The following is a 16,891-nucleotide window of genomic DNA, read 5'->3' as shown; positions in this document are numbered from 1 at the left end:
TCCGGCGTCCGTTACTCTCGGTAGACCCTGTCCGACGCGGGCAGGGTTCAGGAGCATCCGAGAGGCCGGGCATGCAGCAGCGAGCGACCCTGCTCGACGTGGCCACCGAGGCCGGGGTCTCGCGGTCGACCGCATCACGGGTACTCACCGGCACGCTGCGCAACGTCGACCCCCAGCTCGCCGAGCGCGTTCTCGAAGCCAGCCAGCGGCTCGGCTACCGCGCGAACCCGGTGGCCAGGGCGCTACGCCGGCAGTCGACCGGCAACGTCGGGATTCTGGTCCCGTCGATCCGCAACTCGTACTTCGTCCACCTGGTCGACGCGTTCACCCGGGTCGCCAACCGATCGCACTTCGGCGTGGTGCTCGCCGACTCCGGCGACGACCCCGAGCTGGAGTCCCGCCGCATCGACGCGTTCGGGGAGTCACTGGTCGACGCGTTGGCCGTCGTGCCCACGTCAGTGACCGCGAGCGGTCCGTCGATCCGCCGCGCGCTGGAACGCACCCGGGTCGTCCAGGTCGACAGATGGACCGCCGGAGTGGACTGCGGGTTCGTCGGCGTCGACAACGAGGCCGGCATCAGGCTCATGGTCGAACACCTCAGGTCGAACGGACGGCGACGCATCGCCTACATCGGCGCGGACCAGGACACCTCGGCGGGCGTCGAGCGACTGGCCGCGTTCCGCGCCCACGCACATCCCGGGGACCGCGAGATCCTGCTGCCGCACTTCTCGACCTCGGCCGGCCATCACGCGGCGCAGCGGCTACTCGCCGACGGCCCACTGCCCGACGCGGCACTGTGCACCGCGGACGTCCTGGCCGTCGGGCTGCTCAGCACATTGCAGAAGGAAGGCGTCAAGGTGCCCGACGACATCGCGGTCACCGGTTTCGACGGCACCGATCTGCTGGAGCTGATGAACCCACCGATCACCGCGCTGCGTCATCCGCTCGACGCGATCGCGGAGCGGGCCCTGGAGCTGATGCTCGGCCCGAGTGTCCCGGCACACCCGGAAAAGGTTCGCCTACCACCGGAACTGGTAGCACGATCGACCAGCTGAGCTCATTTTCTGAGAGTTCTTAGCGTACGTCGAGGTGCTGTGTTGAGTTTCGCTTGTATCGACCTTGAGAACTCTTCGTTCTCTATGTATACCTGTTCGTGTGACATGTGGCGGTGCGGTACCTACAGGGCGTGAGCGCAGAGTGACATCACTATGGGATAACGCCCCAACCTTCGTGCCGACCGCGGAGTCGTCCGAGGTGACCAGTCCAATCCGAACCGGGCACCGAAGGAAGAACATGACGTCCTGGGAGTCATTCGCCCGCCGAGCCATCGACATATCGGTGGCCGGGCTGGCGTTGGTGATCTTGGCCGTTCCGATGCTGGTCATCGCGCTGATCATCCGGGTGACCAGCAAGGGGCCGGCGCTGTTCCACCAGCTCCGCGTCGGCTACGGCGGACAGACGTTCACGATGTACAAGTTCCGCACGATGCGCCCCGGTGTCGACGACAGACTTCTGCGTGAGCTGATCGCGGCCGAGCTGCGCGGCGAGGACACCTCGGTCGGCGGAAGCTACAAGCTCGATAGTGATCCCCGGGTGACCACGATCGGGGCATTCCTGCGTAAGACCAGCCTCGACGAGCTGCCGCAGCTGATCAACGTGCTGCTCGGCGACATGGCGCTGGTCGGGCCGCGCCCGTGCCTGGAGTGGGAGGCCCGGATGTTCCCGGCCGAGTTCCGCCCCCGGTTCACGGTGCGCCCCGGCATCACCGGCCTGTGGCAGGTCAGCGGCCGCTCCACGGTCAGCACCCTGGAGATGCTGCACATGGACCTGACCTACGTCCGAAGCCGCCACCTCCTCGGCGACCTGTCCATCCTGGCCAGAACAATCCCCTCGATGCTCCACACATCCGGAACCCGCTGACCCTCCTCCCATCGTGAGTGGCAAGGACGTCTACCCCGGAGGGGCGCCGAAGGCGTAGGCGCTCGGAGCACTCACGACAGCTTTTCCGTCGTGAGTGATCCGGGCGCCTATAGGCGCCCTTGCCACTCACGAGTCGACGGCGAAGCCGAGATGCCTTGAAGCCGGGCACGGGCTAAGCCGGGTACGGCCGTGGTCCCGACCGCGTGCACAGAGTGCACGGCCTCGGGGTCCTCGTGAGTGCTGAGGCCGCCTATAGCCGGACTGGACCCTCACGACGATGAAGCTGTCGTGAGTGCCCACTCCGGCTACGCCTGCGGCGCCCCTTCGGGGTAGGCGGCCTCATCACTCACGAGGGGGGTTTAGGGCGAAGGTGGCGGTGGCTGGGTCGAAGGCCAGGTCGTCGGTGTCGAAGGCCTCGCCTATCGCGCCGGAACCGATCAGGTCCGGCGGGCTGCCGGTGACGAATCGCCTACCGGCGCCGATGAGCCACACGTGGTCGGCCAGGCGTAACGCCAGCTCCAGGTCGTGGGTGGACAGCACCACCGCCCGGTTCTGCGTCCGCGCCAGTCGGCGGAGCAGGCCGAGCAGCGCGACTCTGGCCGAGACGTCCAGCCACGCGCTCGGTTCGTCGAGCAGCAGCACCGACGGCTCCTGTGCCAGCGCGCGTGCGATCAGGAGCCGCTGACGTTCACCGTCGGACAGCTCGTGCATCCGTCTGCCGGCGAGGTGCTCCGCCTTGACCGATCTCAGCGCCTCGTCGACCGCGGCATGGTCGGCCTCGCGCAGTGTCCCCGCCGCGCCGGTGTACGGGTAACGACCCAGTGCGACGAGCTCGCGGCCGGCGAGCAGGCCCACTTCCACCCGGTCGGTGAGCACGACCGCGAGTCGCCGGGCCCGCGCCGACACCGGCCCGGCGAGCAGGTCGGCGCCGTCGAGGGTGATCGTGCCGCCGAGCGCGGGCTGCAGTCCCGCGAGCGTGCGCAGCAGCGTCGACTTACCCGCGCCGTTCGACCCGATCAGGATCGTCAGCTCACCTCGGCGCGCCCGCGCGTCGAGGCCGGTCAGCACCGCCCCGGTCTTCCGGTAGCCGACGTCCAGGTGCCGCACCTCGACCCCGTTCACAGCCCGGCCCCGGCCGCGAGCCGTCTGCTGCGCAGCAGCACCGCGATCACCACCGGCGCACCGATGAGCGAGGTCACGACGTTGAGCGGGATGACCGTGCCGAGGCCCGGCGGGTGGCCGGCGATCGCGCAGCCCAGCCCGGCGACCGCGCCGGACAGCAGCGTCGTCGGGACGAGCAGCCGGTGGCTCGACGATCCGATCAGCACCCTGGCCAGGTGCGGAACCGCGATCCCGAGGAACCCGACCGGTCCGCAGAACGCGGTGACCACTCCGGCGAGAACCGCCGCGACGCCCATGACCGTGCCTCGGATCCGCCGGACGTGGGCGCCCATGCTGCGCGCGTAGTCGTCGCCGAGCAGCAGCGCGTCGAGCGGCTTGACCAGCAACAGGGTCGCCAGCAGCGCACATCCGGTGATCGGCGCGAAGATCGTCAGGTCCGGCCAGGCCACGCCGTCGACGCTGCCCAGCCCCCAGATCAGGAACTGCTGCGCCGTGCGCGGGTCGTTCCACACGACGATCAGGCTCACCACCGCGGTCGTCGCCGAGCCGAGCATGACGCCCATGACCAGCAACGTCACCGACGAGCGGACCCACCGTGAGAGCAGCAGCACCAGCGCGAGGACACCTCCCGCGCCCAGCCCGGCCGCCACGACCGAACCGAGCCTGCCGATCCCGACGAGTCCCGCGCCGAAGCCGGCGGCCAGGCCGGCGGCACCGACCATCGCGGAGCTGGACGCCACGATGTACAGCGCGACGCCGAGGCTCGCGCCCGCGCTCACGCCGAGCACGTACGGGTCCGCGAGGGGGTTACGGAACAGGGTCTGCATGAGCAGCCCCGCCGCGGCGAGCGCTGCGCCGACGAGCAACGCGGTGATCGCCCTGGGCACCCGGATGGTCCGGATCAGTGCGTCGAGCGGTCCGGCCCCGGTGCCGAGCAGGGCGCGGACGGTCTCGCCGGGCGCGATCGCCACCGTGCCGGACGCGACGGCGAGGACGAACAGCAGCACGGTCAGCGCGGCGAGTCCGAGGAGCACGCCGGTGGACCGGATCACTGACCGGCCACCCGCTGGTAGTAGGTGAACCGATGGCCGGGCCTCAGCTCGGGGTGCAGGATCGCCACGAGGTCGTCGAGGACCTCGTCGGGATGCGCGACGCCACGCTCGTAGATGTCGTTGCCACCGCCCGGCCCGAGCCGTTTGTCGCCGGTCCACACCTGGCCACCCGGCTGCAGGGCACCGAGCCCGGCGAACCGGGGGTCCGCTGCCAGCACGTCGGCGCGCGTCCGCCACGGTCCGTTGGCCAGCCAGATCCGGGCGCGGCCGTCGGTGGCCAGCACGAACTCGAGGTCCCTCGGCTGGCTGCCGGTGGCGGAGGAGCCGGCGCCCGACCAGGTCGCGCGCGCGTCGCGCAGCGCGGTGCCCACCGTGCTGCCACCCGAGGGCACCGCCCAGCTGCCCTGGTAGGGCTGGCCGACGATCACCGGCGTCGGCGCGACGCCGTCGGCGAGCGCCGCGACCTCCCGGTAACGGGTCGCTACCCGGTCGAACGCCGAGGCGGCCTCGGCCTCCTTGCCGGTCAGCGCGGCCGTGACCTTGATCCACTCGGCTTGGCCGAGTGGGCTGCCGTCCAGGTAGTCGGCCCAGTGCAGCACCGGGATGCCCGCCGCGCGCACCGGCTCGTAGCCCGCCGTCTCGTAGCCCTCGCTGAGCACGACGGTCGGCGCGGCGGCCACGACGGCTTCGACGTCGAGGCGGCCCTGGCCGCCGAACCCGACTATCGCGCCGGACCGGATCCGCGCGACGATCGCCGGGTCGGACACATCCGGAGGCGACCACACCCCGGTCAGTGAGTCGAGCACACCCAGCTCGACGTCGGAGGGCAGCTGCGTCGTGGACGCCGAGTACATGCTGCGCACCGGTACCGGGATGACCGGCGCATCGGCGAGCGCGGGCGGCAGCTGAGGGGTCGGCGCGCCGCAGCGCAGCAGGACGTAGGACCGCGGCGGCCCACCCGGGTACGGCTGGTTGACCGTCAGTACCTGGTAGCTGCGTTCGTAGTGGAGGCTGAAGTTGCGCGAGTACTCGATCCTCGAGTGCACCGGGAAGTAGTCCCGCGCCGGATCGAACCGGTCGATGCAGTTCGCCGGGACGCCCGGAGCGGTCGTGACGGCGCCGCCGCAGCCGGCCAGTACCAGCAGCAGCGCGGAGACGAACGCGGCGAGCCTAGGTCCGCGCACGACGTAACAGGTAGGAGTCCATGATCCACCCCTTGCGTTCACGCAGCTCCCGCCGGGTACGGACGATGTCGTCGACGACCTGGTCGAGCTCTCCCGCGATCAGCACCTCGTCGTCGCTGCCCAGGTAGGCGCCCCAGTAGATGGTGAAACCCTGCCCGCGCAGCCGGGTGCAGACGAGCTCGGCGTCGAGCATCACGACGATGTCGGTCACCGTGTCGTCGAGGCCGCGTGCGAGCTGCCGGGCCAGCAGCCGCCCCGGTGTGACCACGACGGACCCGGCGACCTGGTTGAGCGGGACGCGATGGTGCGCGGCCAACAGCTGGATGCTGCTGATCCCCGGGATGACCCGATGGTCCAGCTCGACGACGCCGCGCTCGATGATCGTGTCCAGGATCCGGATGGTGCCGTCGTAGAGCGCCGGGTCGCCCCACACCAGGATCGCGCCGACACCGCCGTCGGTCAGCTCGGTCTCGATCGCCCGTTCCAGCCGCGCGGCCCGCTCGTCGCGCCAGTCCGTCACGGCGGCGGTGTACGCGCTCGCCTGCCGGTCCCGCCGGGGGTCGGGTACCTCGACCACCCGGTACTTCTCACCCGGGGCGTGCCGCAGCAGAATCGCGCGCCGCGCTTCGTCGAGGTCGGCCCCCGACTCGCCCTTGTCGAACACGAAGAACACATCGACCCTGTTCAACGCCTCGACGGCCTGCACAGTCAGCAGCTCAGGATCCCCGGCTCCCACGCCGATGGCCAACACGGTACGCACGTCCCAGACCGTACAGAGCACACCCCACCACACCCCCGGCAGCTGCTTGATCACCACCGTCTGAGGGCTGTTTCGCGCTCGAAAATCAGCCCTCAGGCGGTGGTGATCATGGCTGGGGTCAGCTGTTGAAACTGGCGGGGCGCTTCTCCAGGAAGGCGGCCATTCCTTCCTTCTGGTCGGCCGTCGCGAAGGTTGCGTGGAAGGCCCTGCGCTCGAAGAGGATGCCCTCCGCCAAGCTCGACTCGAAGGAGCGGTTCACCGCCTCCTTCGCCACGGCGACCGTCGCGCCGGACATGGCCGCGATCGTCGAGGCGACCTCCAGCGCCTCGGTCAGCAGCTGGTCGGCAGGCACGAGCCTGCTGATCAGGCCCGCGCGCTCCGCCTCGTCGGCTTTCATGTTGCGGCCGGTGAGGCACAGGTCCATCGCCTTGGCCTTGCCGACCGCCCTGGTCAGCCGCTGCGAACCGCCGATACCGGGGATGACGCCGAGCTTGATCTCCGGCTGGCCGAACACCGCGGTGTCGGACGCGATCAGCAGGTCGCACAGCATCGCCAGCTCGCAACCGCCACCGAGTGCGTAGCCGGACACCGCCGCGATCAGCGGGGTGCGCAGACGGGTGAGCGCGTCCCAGCCGGCGAACAGGTCCGCCTCGACGACCTCGGCGTAGCTCAGCGGCGCCATCTGCGAGATGTCCGCGCCCGCCGCGAAGGCCCGCTCCGAACCGGTGATCACGATCGCGCCGATGCCCGCGTCCTCGTCCAGCTCCCTGGCCGCGGCGGTCAGCTCGTGCATGACCGTGAGGTTCAGCGCGTTGAGCGCCTTCGGCCGGTTCAGCCGGATCAGCGCGACCCGGTCGGCGGGCTTCTCGACGATGATCGTCTCGTACTCCGTGCTGGTACCGGCGTCAGTGCTGGCCATGCGTACGCTCCTCGGATCGGATGTCGGTGATGATCGCCGAGAAGTCCCGCGACGGACCGTCCTTCTCGACGAACTCGGTGTACAGCTGGGCCGCTGTCCTACCCAGCACCGTATCCACTCCGTTCTCGCCCGCCGCCGTGAGTGCCAGCCCGAGGTCCTTCAGCATGAGCGCGCTGGCGAAACCTCCCGCGTAGTCCCGGTTGGCCGGGCTGGTCGGCACCGGGCCGGGTACCGGGCAGTTCGTGGTCAACGCCCAGCACTGGCCGGACGCGGTGGACGCCACGTCGAACAGCGCCTGGTGGTCGAGCCCGAGACGTTCCCCCAGCACGAACGCCTCACCGACGGCGATCATCGAGATGCCGAGGATCAGGTTGTTGCAGATCTTCGCCGCCTGCCCGGCGCCGGGCCCGCCGCAGTGCACGGTGCGTTTACCCATCACGGTCAGCAGCGGTTCGGCCGCCGCGACCGCCCCGGCGTCACCGCCCGCCATGAACGTCAGCGTCGCCTGCGTCGCGCCGACCACACCGCCGGACACCGGCGCGTCGACACTCCGGTGCCCGGCCTTGCCGACCAGCGCGTGCGCCTCCCGGGACGAGCTGACGTCGATCGTCGAGCAGTCGACGAACAGCGTGTCCGGGGCCGCCGCCGAGAGGATCTCCTGGTAGCAGGCCAGCACGTGCGCCCCGGCCGGCAGCATCGTGATCACCACGTCCGCCTCGGCGACCGCGGCCCGGCCGTCCGCCGCGATCGTGACACCGTGGCCCGCGACGCCGTCCCTGGCCGGCGCGGACAGGTCGAATCCCTGGACCTGGTGCCCGGCCGAGGCCAGGTTCACCGCCATCGGCCCGCCCATGTTGCCGAGCCCGATCACCGCGACGCGTGTCATGCCGTGTCCCCTCTCGACAGTCCCAGTTCTCGCTCACCCAACGGCTCGAAGTACCGCACCACGTCGTCCGGCCCCACCTGTTCCAGCGTCGAGGGCGTCCAGCACGGCTCGCGGTCCTTGTCGATCACCTGCGCCCGGATGCCCTCCCTGAGGTCGGGGGCCGCGAAACAGCGGGTCGACACCCGCAGCTCCTGGTTCAGCTCCTCCTCCAGGCTGTCGAGGCCCCGGGCCCGGCGCAGCGCTTCGAGCGCCACCTTGAGCGCGGTCGGTGACTTTCCGCTGATCTGCTTCGCGGCGTCCTGCCCGGCCTGCTCCAGCCGCGCCAGGATCTCCTCGACCGAGTCGGCGCGGTAGCACTGGTCGATCCACGACCGCTGCTGTGCCAGCTCCGACCACGGCGCGGGTTCGGCGAGATACTGGACCGCTGCACCCACCGCTCCGGGCACGTCGCTCTCCCCCGCCGGGATGTCGCCCAGCGCCGCGACCAGCGCGGACAGCCGGTCGGCCGGCACGTACCAGTCGGCGAAGCCCAGCTCGATCGCGTCGCCGGGCCCGAGCGTGGCGGTGCTCAGCGCGACGTGCGTGCCCAGCTCACCGGGAGCCCTCGCCAACAGCCAGGTCCCACCGACGTCCGGCACCAGGCCGATGCCGACCTCCGGCATGCCCAGGACCGAGCCGTCGGTGACGATCCGCTGGCTCGCGTGCGCCGAGACGCCGATCCCGCCGCCCATGACCAGCCCGTGCATGATCGCCACGACCGGCTTGGGATAGCGGGCGATGCGCGCGTTGAGGTGGTACTCGTCGTGCCAGAAGTCCAGCGTCGCGGTCCCGCCGGCGCCGAGGTCGTCGTAGATCGCCCTGATGTCGCCACCCGCGCACAGCCCGCGCTCGCCCGCGCCGGTGATCAGCACCGCACCCACCGAAGGGTCGTCGGCCCAGCCACGCAGCACCCCGTCGATCTCGACCGCCATGGCATGGGTGAGCGCGTTGATCGCCTTGGGCCGGTTCAGCGTGATCCGCCCGAGGATGCCTGTCCGCGCCACGATGACGTCGCTCATGACTCCGCCCCCACCAGACCTCGGGAGACGATCACGCGCATGACCTCGTTGGTTCCCTCGAGGATCTGGTGCACGCGCAGGTCCCGAACGATCTTCTCGATGCCGTACTCGGCCAGGTAGCCGTAGCCGCCGTGCAGCTGAAGCGCCTGGTTGGCCACCTCGAACCCGGTGTCGGTGGCGAGCCGTTTCGCCATCGCGCACAGCCTCGAGGAGTTCTCCTCACCGTCGTCGCGCGCCCGCGCCGCCCTGCGCAGCAGCTGGCGCGCCGCCTCCAGTTCGGTGTGCATGTCCGCGATCCGGAACCGCAGCGCCTGCCGGCTCGCCAGCGGCGCACCGAACGCCTCCCGGTCCAGCAGGTGCGCCACGGCCTTGTCCAGCGCCGACTGAGCACCGCCCACCGAGCAGGCCGCGATGTTGAGCCGGCCGCCGTCGAGCCCGGACATGGCGATCCGGAAGCCCTCGCCCTCGTCGCCGAGCCGGTGCGACACCGGCACCCGCACACCGTCGAGCACGACCTGCCTGGTCGGCTGCGCGTTCCAGCCCATCTTCGCCTCGTTCGGGCCGAAGCTCAGCCCGTCGGCGCCCTTGCGGACCAGGAACGCGGAGATTCCGTGCGCGCCCGGGCCCCCGGACCGGGCGAACACGAGATACACATCCGTTGCGCCCGCCCCCGAGATGAACTGCTTGACTCCGGTCAGGACGTAGTCGTCGCCGTCGCGCACGGCGGTGGTGCGTAGCGCGGCGGCATCGGAACCAGCGTCCGGCTCGGTCAGGCAGTAGCTGCCCAGCTGGTCCATCCGGCACAGCCCGGGCAGCAGGTTCGCGCGCTGCGCGGCGTCGCCGTAGTGGTCGACCATCCAGGTCACCATGTTGTGGATCGACAGGTAGCCGGCGATCGACGGACATCCGGTGGCCAGCGCCTCGAAGATCAGCACCGCGTCGGCCCGGTCGAGTGCCGAACCGCCACCGTCCTCCGCCACGTAGATTCCGCCCATGCCCAGCTCGGCGGCCTTGCGCAGCACGTCGACCGGGAAGTGCTTGCGCTGGTCCCAGTCGACCGCGTGCGGTGCCAGGTACTCGGCGGCGAAATCCCGCGCGGTGTCCTGGAGCGCTCGTTGTTCCGTGCTCAATTCGCTGCTCTGTCCCATTTCAGCTCAGCTCATCGTCGGGATGACGAAGCTCGCGCCGTCCCGGACACCGGACGGCCAGCGCGAGGTCACCGTCTTGGTCTTGGTGTAGAAGCGGAACGCGTCCGGTCCGTGCTGGTTGAGGTCGCCGAAACCGGACGCCTTCCAGCCGCCGAACGTGTGGTAGCCGACGGGAACCGGGATCGGCACGTTCACCCCGACCATGCCGGTGTCCACCCTGGCGACGAACTCGCGGGCCGCGTCACCGTCCCTGGTGAAGACCGCGACGCCGTTGCCGTACTCGTGCTCGCTCGGCAGCGCGAGGGCCTCCTCGTAGTCCGCCGCCCTGACCACCGACAGCACCGGACCGAAGATCTCCTCGCGGTAGATCGACATCTCCGGGCGGACCCGGTCGAACAGCGAACCGCCGACGAAGAAGCCGTCCTCGTGACCGGGCAGGGTGAAGTCCCTGCCGTCGACCACCAGCTCCGCGCCCTCCGCGACACCGGCGTCGATGTAGCCGAGTACCCGCGTGCGCGCCTCGGCGGTGACCAGCGGCCCGAGGTCGGCCGACTCGTCGTCCGAGGTGCCGACCCGCAGCGCCCTGGTCCGCATCGCCAGACGCGCGACGAGCTCGTCGGCGACGGCCTCACCGACCGGGACCGCGACCGAGATCGCCATGCAGCGCTCTCCCGCCGAGCCGTACGCCGCCCCGACCAGCGCGTCGACCGCCTGGTCGAGGTCGGCGTCGGGCAGGACGACCAGGTGGTTCTTCGCGCCACCGAAGCACTGGGCGCGTTTGCCGTGCGCACTCGCCGTCGAGTAGATGTACTGGGCGATCGGGGTGGAACCGACGAACCCGACGGCCGCGATGTCCGGGTGGGTCAGCAGTGCGTCGACCGCTTCCTTGTCACCGTTGACGACGTTCAGCACGCCCGGCGGCAAGCCCGCCTCGACGAACAGCTCGGCGAGCCGCAACGGAACCGACGGGTCTCGCTCGGACGGCTTGAGGATCACCGCGTTCCCGCAGGCCAGCGCCGGTGCGAGCTTCCACAGCGGGATCATCGCGGGGAAGTTGAACGGGGTGATCGCCGCGACCACGCCGAGCGGCTGCCGCAGCGAGTACACGTCGATACCGGGGCCGGCGTCGGTGGAGTACTCACCTTTGAGCAGGTGCGGCGCGCCTGCGGCGAACTCCACGACGTCCAGGCCGCGCTGGATGTCGCCGCGCGCGTCGGACACCGTCTTGCCGTGTTCGGACGCCAGCAGCCGGGACAGCGGCTCCATCTCGTTCTCGACCAGGCGCAGGAAGCGCAGCAGCACCCGTGCCCTGCGCTGCGGGTTCCACCGCGCCCACTCGCGCTGCGCGCTCACCGCGTCGGCCACCGCGGCGCCGACCTCGGCGGTCGAGGCGAGCGGTACGCGCGCCTGGACGGTCCCGTTGTTCGGATCGAACACGTCGGCCCAGCGGTCGGAGGTACCGGAAGCAGGTTTGCCGGAGACGAAATGAGTCAGCGCAGGGGTCATCGCACAGTCCTTAGATGGGTATTCGTGCAGCTCAGCGAGCTGAAATGACATATCCGACTATTTGGTACCATACAATAGGAAGTCCGACCTTCCTAGAACTTCGCAAACATGTTCGCGAGGTCTTCGCAAGACCGGAGGGGTTCCCAAACATCCAAGACCGGGCCCCATGAACCGGGGACGATGAGCGCATGAGCGAAATCGTGCGGATGTACCCGAGGCTGGTCGTGACGGACGCCGACGCGGCGCTGGAGTTCTACGGCGCCGCGTTCGGCGCCACGGTTCTGGATCGCTACGCGGACGAGCACGGTCAGGTGGCGCACGCGATGGTCGCCGCCGGGCCGGTGCGGTTCGCGGTGAAGGACGCGGACGAGGTGGACTCGAGCCCCGCGGACGGCGGCTCACCGGTGATCATCGCGCTGTACGTGACCGACGCGGATGCGGTCGCCGACCGAATGGCCGAGGCGGGCGCGACCGTGGTCTTCCCGGTCGCCGACCACGACTACGGTCAGCGCGGCGGCCGGCTACGCGACCCGTTCGGTCACCTGTGGATGATCGCCGAGCCTGAATGACCTGGCGCGACGGCTGGTGTACCAGACCGAGGCGATCACCACCGCGCAGCCGAGCAGCTGGACGGTCGTGGGTGCCTCGCGCAGGAACAGCATGCCGATGATGATCGCCAGGACCGGCTGCAGCAGCAGGAGCGCCGCCGTGACGTTGGGCGCCAGCCTCCCGGACCCGGCCGCCACCAGCACCCAGGCGATCACCTGGCCGAGCAGCGCGAGCACGACCAGCCACAGCCACGCCCGCATCGGGAGCACCAGGTCGATGTGGGTACCGCCGAGCCCGAGCACCCCGATCAGGCCGGAGGCGAGGCAGGCCGCCGCGGTGGCGATGGCGACCGGGGTGATCAGGTGCCGAGGGCTGCGCCTGCCGGACAGCGTGTTCAGGTAGAGGTACCCGGCGTAGGCGACGCCCGCCGCGACCCCCAGCAGCGTCCCGACCAGTGGGTCGCCCGAGGCCGGGTGACCACCGACCACTCCACCGGCGAGCGCCACACCACCCAGCATCACGGGGCTGACCAGCACGAACCGCCGTGAGATCGGGACGCCACTGAAGAGCAGCGCAAGCACCGGGAAGGCCAGGACCTGAACGTTGACCAGCACCGTGGCGATCCCGGCGCCGACCGCGAAGATGCTCGCGGACCACATCACGTAGTCGGTCCCGAGCAGCAGCCCCGCGCCGACCGCGCAGAGCACCAGACGCAGGTCGAGACGGCCGTGGCGACGCAGCTCGACCAGCGCCACCGGTACCAGCGCGACGAGCGCGAGTGCACAGCGCAGGAACGCCGTCGTCGCGGCGTCCACACCGGCGAGCTTGACGAACATCGCCGACACGGACAGACACCCGGCCCCGGCCGCCACGAGCAGTCCGGGGACGACGCTCCTGCTCTCACCACTGGTCATGTCCTCGACACTGCCACCGGCCACTGTGCAGAACAACTTCGCATTTCTATCTCGAACCACTTAGCCTTGCTTGCATGTTCACCTGGGACAGACTGCGGGTCTTCGCCGCGATCGCCGAGTACGGATCGATCACCTCGGCGGCCGAGGCGTTGCACATCACCGGGTCCGCCGTGTCCCAGCACCTGCGGAAACTGGAACGCGAGGCACGCTGCCCACTGGTCGAACCGGACGGGCGGGGCATCCGGCTGACCGCGGCGGGCCGGGTGCTCGCCGCCTCCGCGCGGGAAATGGCGGCCACCGCGGCGACCGCCGAGCGGGACCTCGCCACGATCGACGAGCTGGTGGCCGGTCCGCTGCGGATCGGTTCGGTCGCCAGTGCCGTCCGCACACTGCTGCCGGACGTGCTGCATGCACTGGCCACCGCCCATCCTCGACTGCATACCTGGCTGTCCGACGGCGAGGTCGTCGAGCTGCTGCCCGCACTGCGCGCCGGGCGCCTGGACGCGGTGATCATGGAGAGCTGGACCAGCAGGCCGACCGAGCTCCCTCCCGGCCTGCGGATCACCCACCTGCTCACCGAGGACATCATGCTGGCGGTCAGCGAGCGCAACCCGCTGGCCACCAGGGAGTCCGTCCCGATCAGCGCGCTGCACGAACAGACCTGGTCCACCTGTGGACGCGGCACCGAGGCGCACGACGCCGTCGCGCAGACGCTGCGCCAGCACGGCATCGACGCCGAGTCCCGCTACCAGGTCGTCGACTACGGAACCCAGCTGGCGCTCGTGGCCGCCAATCTGGCCGTGGCGATGGTGCCACGCATCGGACGGCCCCGGTCCGCACCGGGAGTGGTGTTCGTCCGCTGCGAGCCGACCCTCACCCGGACACTCGCCGTCGCCACCACCGGCGCCGCGGACACACCCGTGGTCCGGGCGTTCCGCACCGAGCTGGAGCGGGTCGCCTCAGCGTTGGCGGAAGGCCCTGCGATAGGCACTCGGTGACAACCCGGTCGACGTCCGGAACACCTGCCGGAAGTTCGCCGAGCTGCCCATCCCCGAGACGTCGGCGACCCATTCGATCGACCGGTCGTCGGTCTCCAACAGCTCGCGCGCCCGGTTGAGCCGCTGGGCCTGCAGCCATTTCATCGGTGTGGTACCGGTGGCGGCGTGGAACCGGCGGACCAGCGTGCGCTCGGTCAGCTGCGCCCGCCGGGCCAGCGCGGCGACGGTCAGCGGCGTGTCCAGCCGTTCGAGTGCCCAGTGCAGCACCGGGCCGAGCGCGTCGGTGTCGCTGACGCCGACCGCCGCGTCGATGTACTGGGCCTGGCCGCCGAGCCGGTGCGCGGGTGTGACCATGCGCTTCGCCAACGCGTTGGCCACCGCGGCGCCGTGGTCGGACCGGACGATGTACAGGCACAGGTCGAGCGCGGCGGCGGTGCCCGCACTGGTCAGGACGTTACCGTCGTCGATGTAGAGGACCGAGGAGTCGACCCGCACCTTGGGGTAGCGCGCGGCCAGGTCGTCGGCGTGCATCCAGTGGGTGGCGGCGGGACGCCCGTCGAGGATGCCCGCCTCGGCCAGGACGAACGCGCCGGTGCACAGCGAGACGATGCGGGCGCCGTTGTCGTAGGCGGCGCGCACCGAGGCGACCAGCTCGTCGTCCGGTTCGAGGTCGGGCTGGTGGCCCGCGGCGACGATCACGGTGTCCGCCTCGGTCAAGGTCCCCAGCCCGAACGCGGTGTCCGGCCGGAAACCGCCCTGGACCACCACCGGCTCACCCTGCGCCGCGCACAGCCGGAAGTCGTACCAGGTCTCGGTCAGGTTCGGCCGGTCGTAGCCGAACACCTCGCACGGCACGGCCAGCTCGAAGATGGACATCTTGGCGGTTACCGCGAGCGCGACCAGGTGCCGAGACATGTCAGGATTCTATCGAATTATGGCTATCCTGCCACTGGGGTTCGTCGAGTTCGCGCCGCACAGTGGAGGCCATGAGGTTCGAACCGAAGTCCTGGTTGCGCGTGGCGCTCGCGGTGTGCGCGGTCGGTTGGGGTGGCAACCAGTTCGTCCCGCTGCTCCCGATGTACCGCGTCGAGCTGGGACTGAGCGCCTCGATCACCCAGGCCACCTTCGCCTGCTACGTCCTCGCCCTGGTCCCCGGGCTGTTGTTCGGCGGTCCGGTCGCCGACCGTTTCGGCCGTCGCGCGGTCCTGCTGCCGGCGAGCGCGCTGTCCATGCTGTCCGGCCTGGTGCTGGTGGCCGGCCAGTCCGGTGTCGGTTGGCTGTTCATCGGGCGCCTGCTCGCCGGCGCGGCGGGTGGGCTGGCCTTCAGCTCGGGCGCGGCCTGGCTGGCCGAGCTGTCCGCCGCCGAGCCGGTCGGGCTCGGTGCTCGCAGGGCGACCGTGGCGATGACCCTCGGTTTCGGGCTGGGGCCGCTCGTCGCGGGCGCGATCGCGCAGTGGGCGCCGTGGCCCGGAACGCTCGCCTACCTGCCGCACCTGCTGCTCGCCACAGCGTCGATCGTGCTGCTCCTCGGCGTTCGGGAGCACCCGGTGGCGCTCGACCGTCCCGCGCGGGGCGAGGTGAGGACGCCGTGGGCGCCGGAGCTGGTCAGGGTGGTGCTGCCGATGGCGCCCTGGGTGTTCGGCGCCGCGTCCCTGGGACTCGCCTATCTGCCCAGCCTGCTCGCGCCCCGGGTACCCGAGCTGTCGGTCATGCTCGGTGCCGTCGCCACGGTGCTCACCGCGGGCTCCGGGATCGTGATCCAGCCACTGGCCCGCCGCCTCGACGCCCCCGGCACGACGCGGCTGCTCAGCGCCGGGCTCGGCCTGGTCACCCTCGGCGCCCTGATCGCGGCGCTGACCGCAGCCACCCTGCTCCCGATTCTCGTGGTACCGGCGGCGATCGTGCTCGGTTCCGGGTACGGCTGCTGTCTGGTGTACGGCCTGCGTGAGGTGCGCAGGCTCGTCCCACCTCACCGGCTGGCGCGCATGACGGCGATCTTCCAGTCGTACTGCTACCTGGGCCTGGTCCTGCCCTACCCACTGGCCGCGCTGCACGACGTGGCCACCCCGCCGGTCCTCCTGCTGGGTCTGGCCGTCCTGTCCCTCCTCACCCTGGCCTGGACCACCCTCCAGACCCGCTCCGCGAGTCGGGACGCTCAGCACAGTGAGTCGGGCGCCTCAGCACACCCGCCGGTGTGCTCAGATTCCCAACTCGGTGGGCCCTCGTCCCCGACTCGCGCGGGCACGGTGCCCCTCACCCCGGCGAGTCGGGCGTGTAAGCACACCGAGTCGGGCGCCTGAGCACCCAGCTCAGGCGAGGAGCTTCTCGGCCATCGCCCTGGCTCGTAGCGCGGGGGCGGCGGTGCGTTCGCGCAGCGCCGTCACCAGCGCGCCGTCCATCAGCAGCATGAGCTGTTCGGCCAGCTCGGCGTGGTCCTCCCGGCCGTCCGCGACGAGCAGCTGGTCGAAGTAGTCGATCACGGCCAGCTTGTGCGCCGCCGCGACCTGATGGGCGACGGCCTGGGTGTCGGCGATCTCGACCATCGCGTTGATCGAGGTGCAGCCCCGGAAGTTGTCCGAGGTGAACCGCTCCGCGAGCGCGTCGAACACGGCGAGCGGACCGCCGCCGTGCTCGTCCACCCATCGCCCCAACCAGCCCCGGAACGACTCGTCGTAACCGCGGAGCACCGTGACGATCAGGTCGTCCTTGCTGGCGAAATGCCGATAGAACGAGGCCCTGCCGACCCCCGACTCGGCGAGCAGCCGCTCGACTCCGACCGCGCGCACCCCCTCGGCGTGGAAGAGCTGCTGAGCGGCACGCACCAGACGTTCACGGGCTTGGGTCGGCACGGTCGTCAGTCTACGTCCGTTTCGGC

The 16,891-nt window shown here is 70.6% G+C and carries 17 protein-coding genes; 5 read left to right on the top strand and 12 right to left on the bottom strand.

Annotation, left to right across the window (positions count from 1 at the left end; translation table 11 throughout):
* The first annotated feature begins 71 nt into the window (after window positions 1–71).
* Together G406_RS0131815 and G406_RS0131810 are read left to right on the top strand one after the other, a co-directional pair.
* Window positions 72–1,055 carry a LacI family DNA-binding transcriptional regulator gene (locus G406_RS0131815; RefSeq protein ID WP_028936936.1) on the top strand — a complete coding sequence of 328 codons (984 nt, stop codon included), beginning with the start codon at window positions 72–74 and terminating at the stop codon, window positions 1,053–1,055.
* A gap of 238 nt (window positions 1,056–1,293) precedes the next feature.
* The gene (locus G406_RS0131810) at window positions 1,294–1,920 is read left to right on the top strand and encodes a sugar transferase (protein ID WP_051342952.1); all 627 of its coding nucleotides are present in this window, start codon (window positions 1,294–1,296) and stop codon (window positions 1,918–1,920) included.
* A 342-nt stretch (window positions 1,921–2,262) separates the two neighbouring features.
* Here the strand turns inward: G406_RS0131810 and G406_RS51145 are convergent, their stop codons facing one another.
* The 9 genes from G406_RS51145 to G406_RS0131765 form a co-directional block, all read right to left on the bottom strand.
* Window positions 2,263–3,042 (bottom strand): ABC transporter ATP-binding protein, encoded by a 780-nt coding sequence (locus G406_RS51145; protein WP_051342951.1) that lies wholly within the window; start codon window positions 3,040–3,042, stop codon window positions 2,263–2,265.
* On the bottom strand, window positions 3,039–4,094 hold the full coding sequence (locus G406_RS58560; RefSeq protein WP_037079461.1) for a FecCD family ABC transporter permease: 1,056 nt from the start codon (window positions 4,092–4,094) through the stop codon (window positions 3,039–3,041). Before G406_RS58560 ends, G406_RS51145 begins: the two co-directional genes overlap by 4 nt.
* Complete coding sequence (locus G406_RS0131795) at window positions 4,091–5,278, bottom strand: ABC transporter substrate-binding protein (protein WP_028936934.1); 1,188 nt, start codon at window positions 5,276–5,278, stop codon at window positions 4,091–4,093. Before G406_RS0131795 ends, G406_RS58560 begins: the two co-directional genes overlap by 4 nt.
* Complete coding sequence (gene cobF, locus G406_RS0131790) at window positions 5,265–6,038, bottom strand: precorrin-6A synthase (deacetylating) (RefSeq protein ID WP_028936933.1); 774 nt, start codon at window positions 6,036–6,038, stop codon at window positions 5,265–5,267. Before cobF ends, G406_RS0131795 begins: the two co-directional genes overlap by 14 nt.
* A gap of 118 nt (window positions 6,039–6,156) precedes the next feature.
* Window positions 6,157–6,957, bottom strand: coding sequence for an enoyl-CoA hydratase (locus tag G406_RS0131785; protein WP_037079459.1), 801 nt, complete (start codon window positions 6,955–6,957; stop codon window positions 6,157–6,159).
* A complete protein-coding gene (gene mmsB, locus G406_RS0131780) occupies window positions 6,944–7,843 on the bottom strand; it encodes a 3-hydroxyisobutyrate dehydrogenase (protein ID WP_028936931.1) in 900 nt (299 codons plus the stop codon). Before mmsB ends, G406_RS0131785 begins: the two co-directional genes overlap by 14 nt.
* Window positions 7,840–8,901 (bottom strand): enoyl-CoA hydratase/isomerase family protein, encoded by a 1,062-nt coding sequence (locus tag G406_RS0131775; RefSeq protein ID WP_028936930.1) that lies wholly within the window; start codon window positions 8,899–8,901, stop codon window positions 7,840–7,842. Before G406_RS0131775 ends, mmsB begins: the two co-directional genes overlap by 4 nt.
* Window positions 8,898–10,049 (bottom strand): acyl-CoA dehydrogenase family protein, encoded by a 1,152-nt coding sequence (locus G406_RS0131770; protein WP_028936929.1) that lies wholly within the window; start codon window positions 10,047–10,049, stop codon window positions 8,898–8,900. Before G406_RS0131770 ends, G406_RS0131775 begins: the two co-directional genes overlap by 4 nt.
* Window positions 10,050–10,055: 6 nt before the next feature.
* Complete coding sequence (locus tag G406_RS0131765; RefSeq protein WP_028936928.1) at window positions 10,056–11,555, bottom strand: CoA-acylating methylmalonate-semialdehyde dehydrogenase; 1,500 nt, start codon at window positions 11,553–11,555, stop codon at window positions 10,056–10,058.
* A gap of 188 nt (window positions 11,556–11,743) precedes the next feature.
* Between G406_RS0131765 and G406_RS0131760 the strand changes: the two genes are divergently transcribed.
* Complete coding sequence (locus tag G406_RS0131760) at window positions 11,744–12,124, top strand: VOC family protein (protein ID WP_028936927.1); 381 nt, start codon at window positions 11,744–11,746, stop codon at window positions 12,122–12,124.
* Here the strand turns inward: G406_RS0131760 and G406_RS51135 are convergent.
* On the bottom strand, window positions 12,077–13,018 hold the full coding sequence (locus tag G406_RS51135; RefSeq protein WP_051343047.1) for a DMT family transporter: 942 nt from the start codon (window positions 13,016–13,018) through the stop codon (window positions 12,077–12,079). The two genes, G406_RS0131760 and G406_RS51135, sit on opposite strands and share 48 nt — an antisense overlap.
* 74 nt (window positions 13,019–13,092) lie before the next feature.
* On the opposite strand from G406_RS51135, the gene G406_RS51130 reads away from it, so the two are divergent.
* Complete coding sequence (locus G406_RS51130; protein WP_037079457.1) at window positions 13,093–14,016, top strand: LysR family transcriptional regulator; 924 nt, start codon at window positions 13,093–13,095, stop codon at window positions 14,014–14,016.
* On the opposite strand, the gene G406_RS0131745 is transcribed toward G406_RS51130, so the two are convergent.
* On the bottom strand, window positions 13,978–14,931 hold the full coding sequence (locus tag G406_RS0131745) for a GlxA family transcriptional regulator (RefSeq protein ID WP_028936926.1): 954 nt from the start codon (window positions 14,929–14,931) through the stop codon (window positions 13,978–13,980). The two genes, G406_RS51130 and G406_RS0131745, sit on opposite strands and share 39 nt — an antisense overlap.
* A gap of 71 nt (window positions 14,932–15,002) precedes the next feature.
* Between G406_RS0131745 and G406_RS51125 the strand changes: the two genes are divergently transcribed.
* On the top strand, window positions 15,003–16,316 hold the full coding sequence (locus tag G406_RS51125; RefSeq protein WP_064743104.1) for an MFS transporter: 1,314 nt from the start codon (window positions 15,003–15,005) through the stop codon (window positions 16,314–16,316).
* A 9-nt stretch (window positions 16,317–16,325) separates the two neighbouring features.
* Here G406_RS51125 and G406_RS0131735 read toward each other — a convergent pair whose 3' ends face one another.
* On the bottom strand, window positions 16,326–16,865 hold the full coding sequence (locus G406_RS0131735) for a TetR/AcrR family transcriptional regulator (RefSeq protein ID WP_028936925.1): 540 nt from the start codon (window positions 16,863–16,865) through the stop codon (window positions 16,326–16,328).
* Between the last annotated feature and the right edge of the window lie 26 nt (window positions 16,866–16,891).

Origin of the sequence: Actinospineispora spinosispora DSM 44797 (assembly GCF_000429025.1) — a bacterium.
GTDB lineage: Bacteria > Actinomycetota > Actinomycetes > Mycobacteriales > Pseudonocardiaceae > Pseudonocardia > Pseudonocardia spinosispora.
This window is presented reverse-complemented; position numbering and strand designations above follow the sequence as displayed.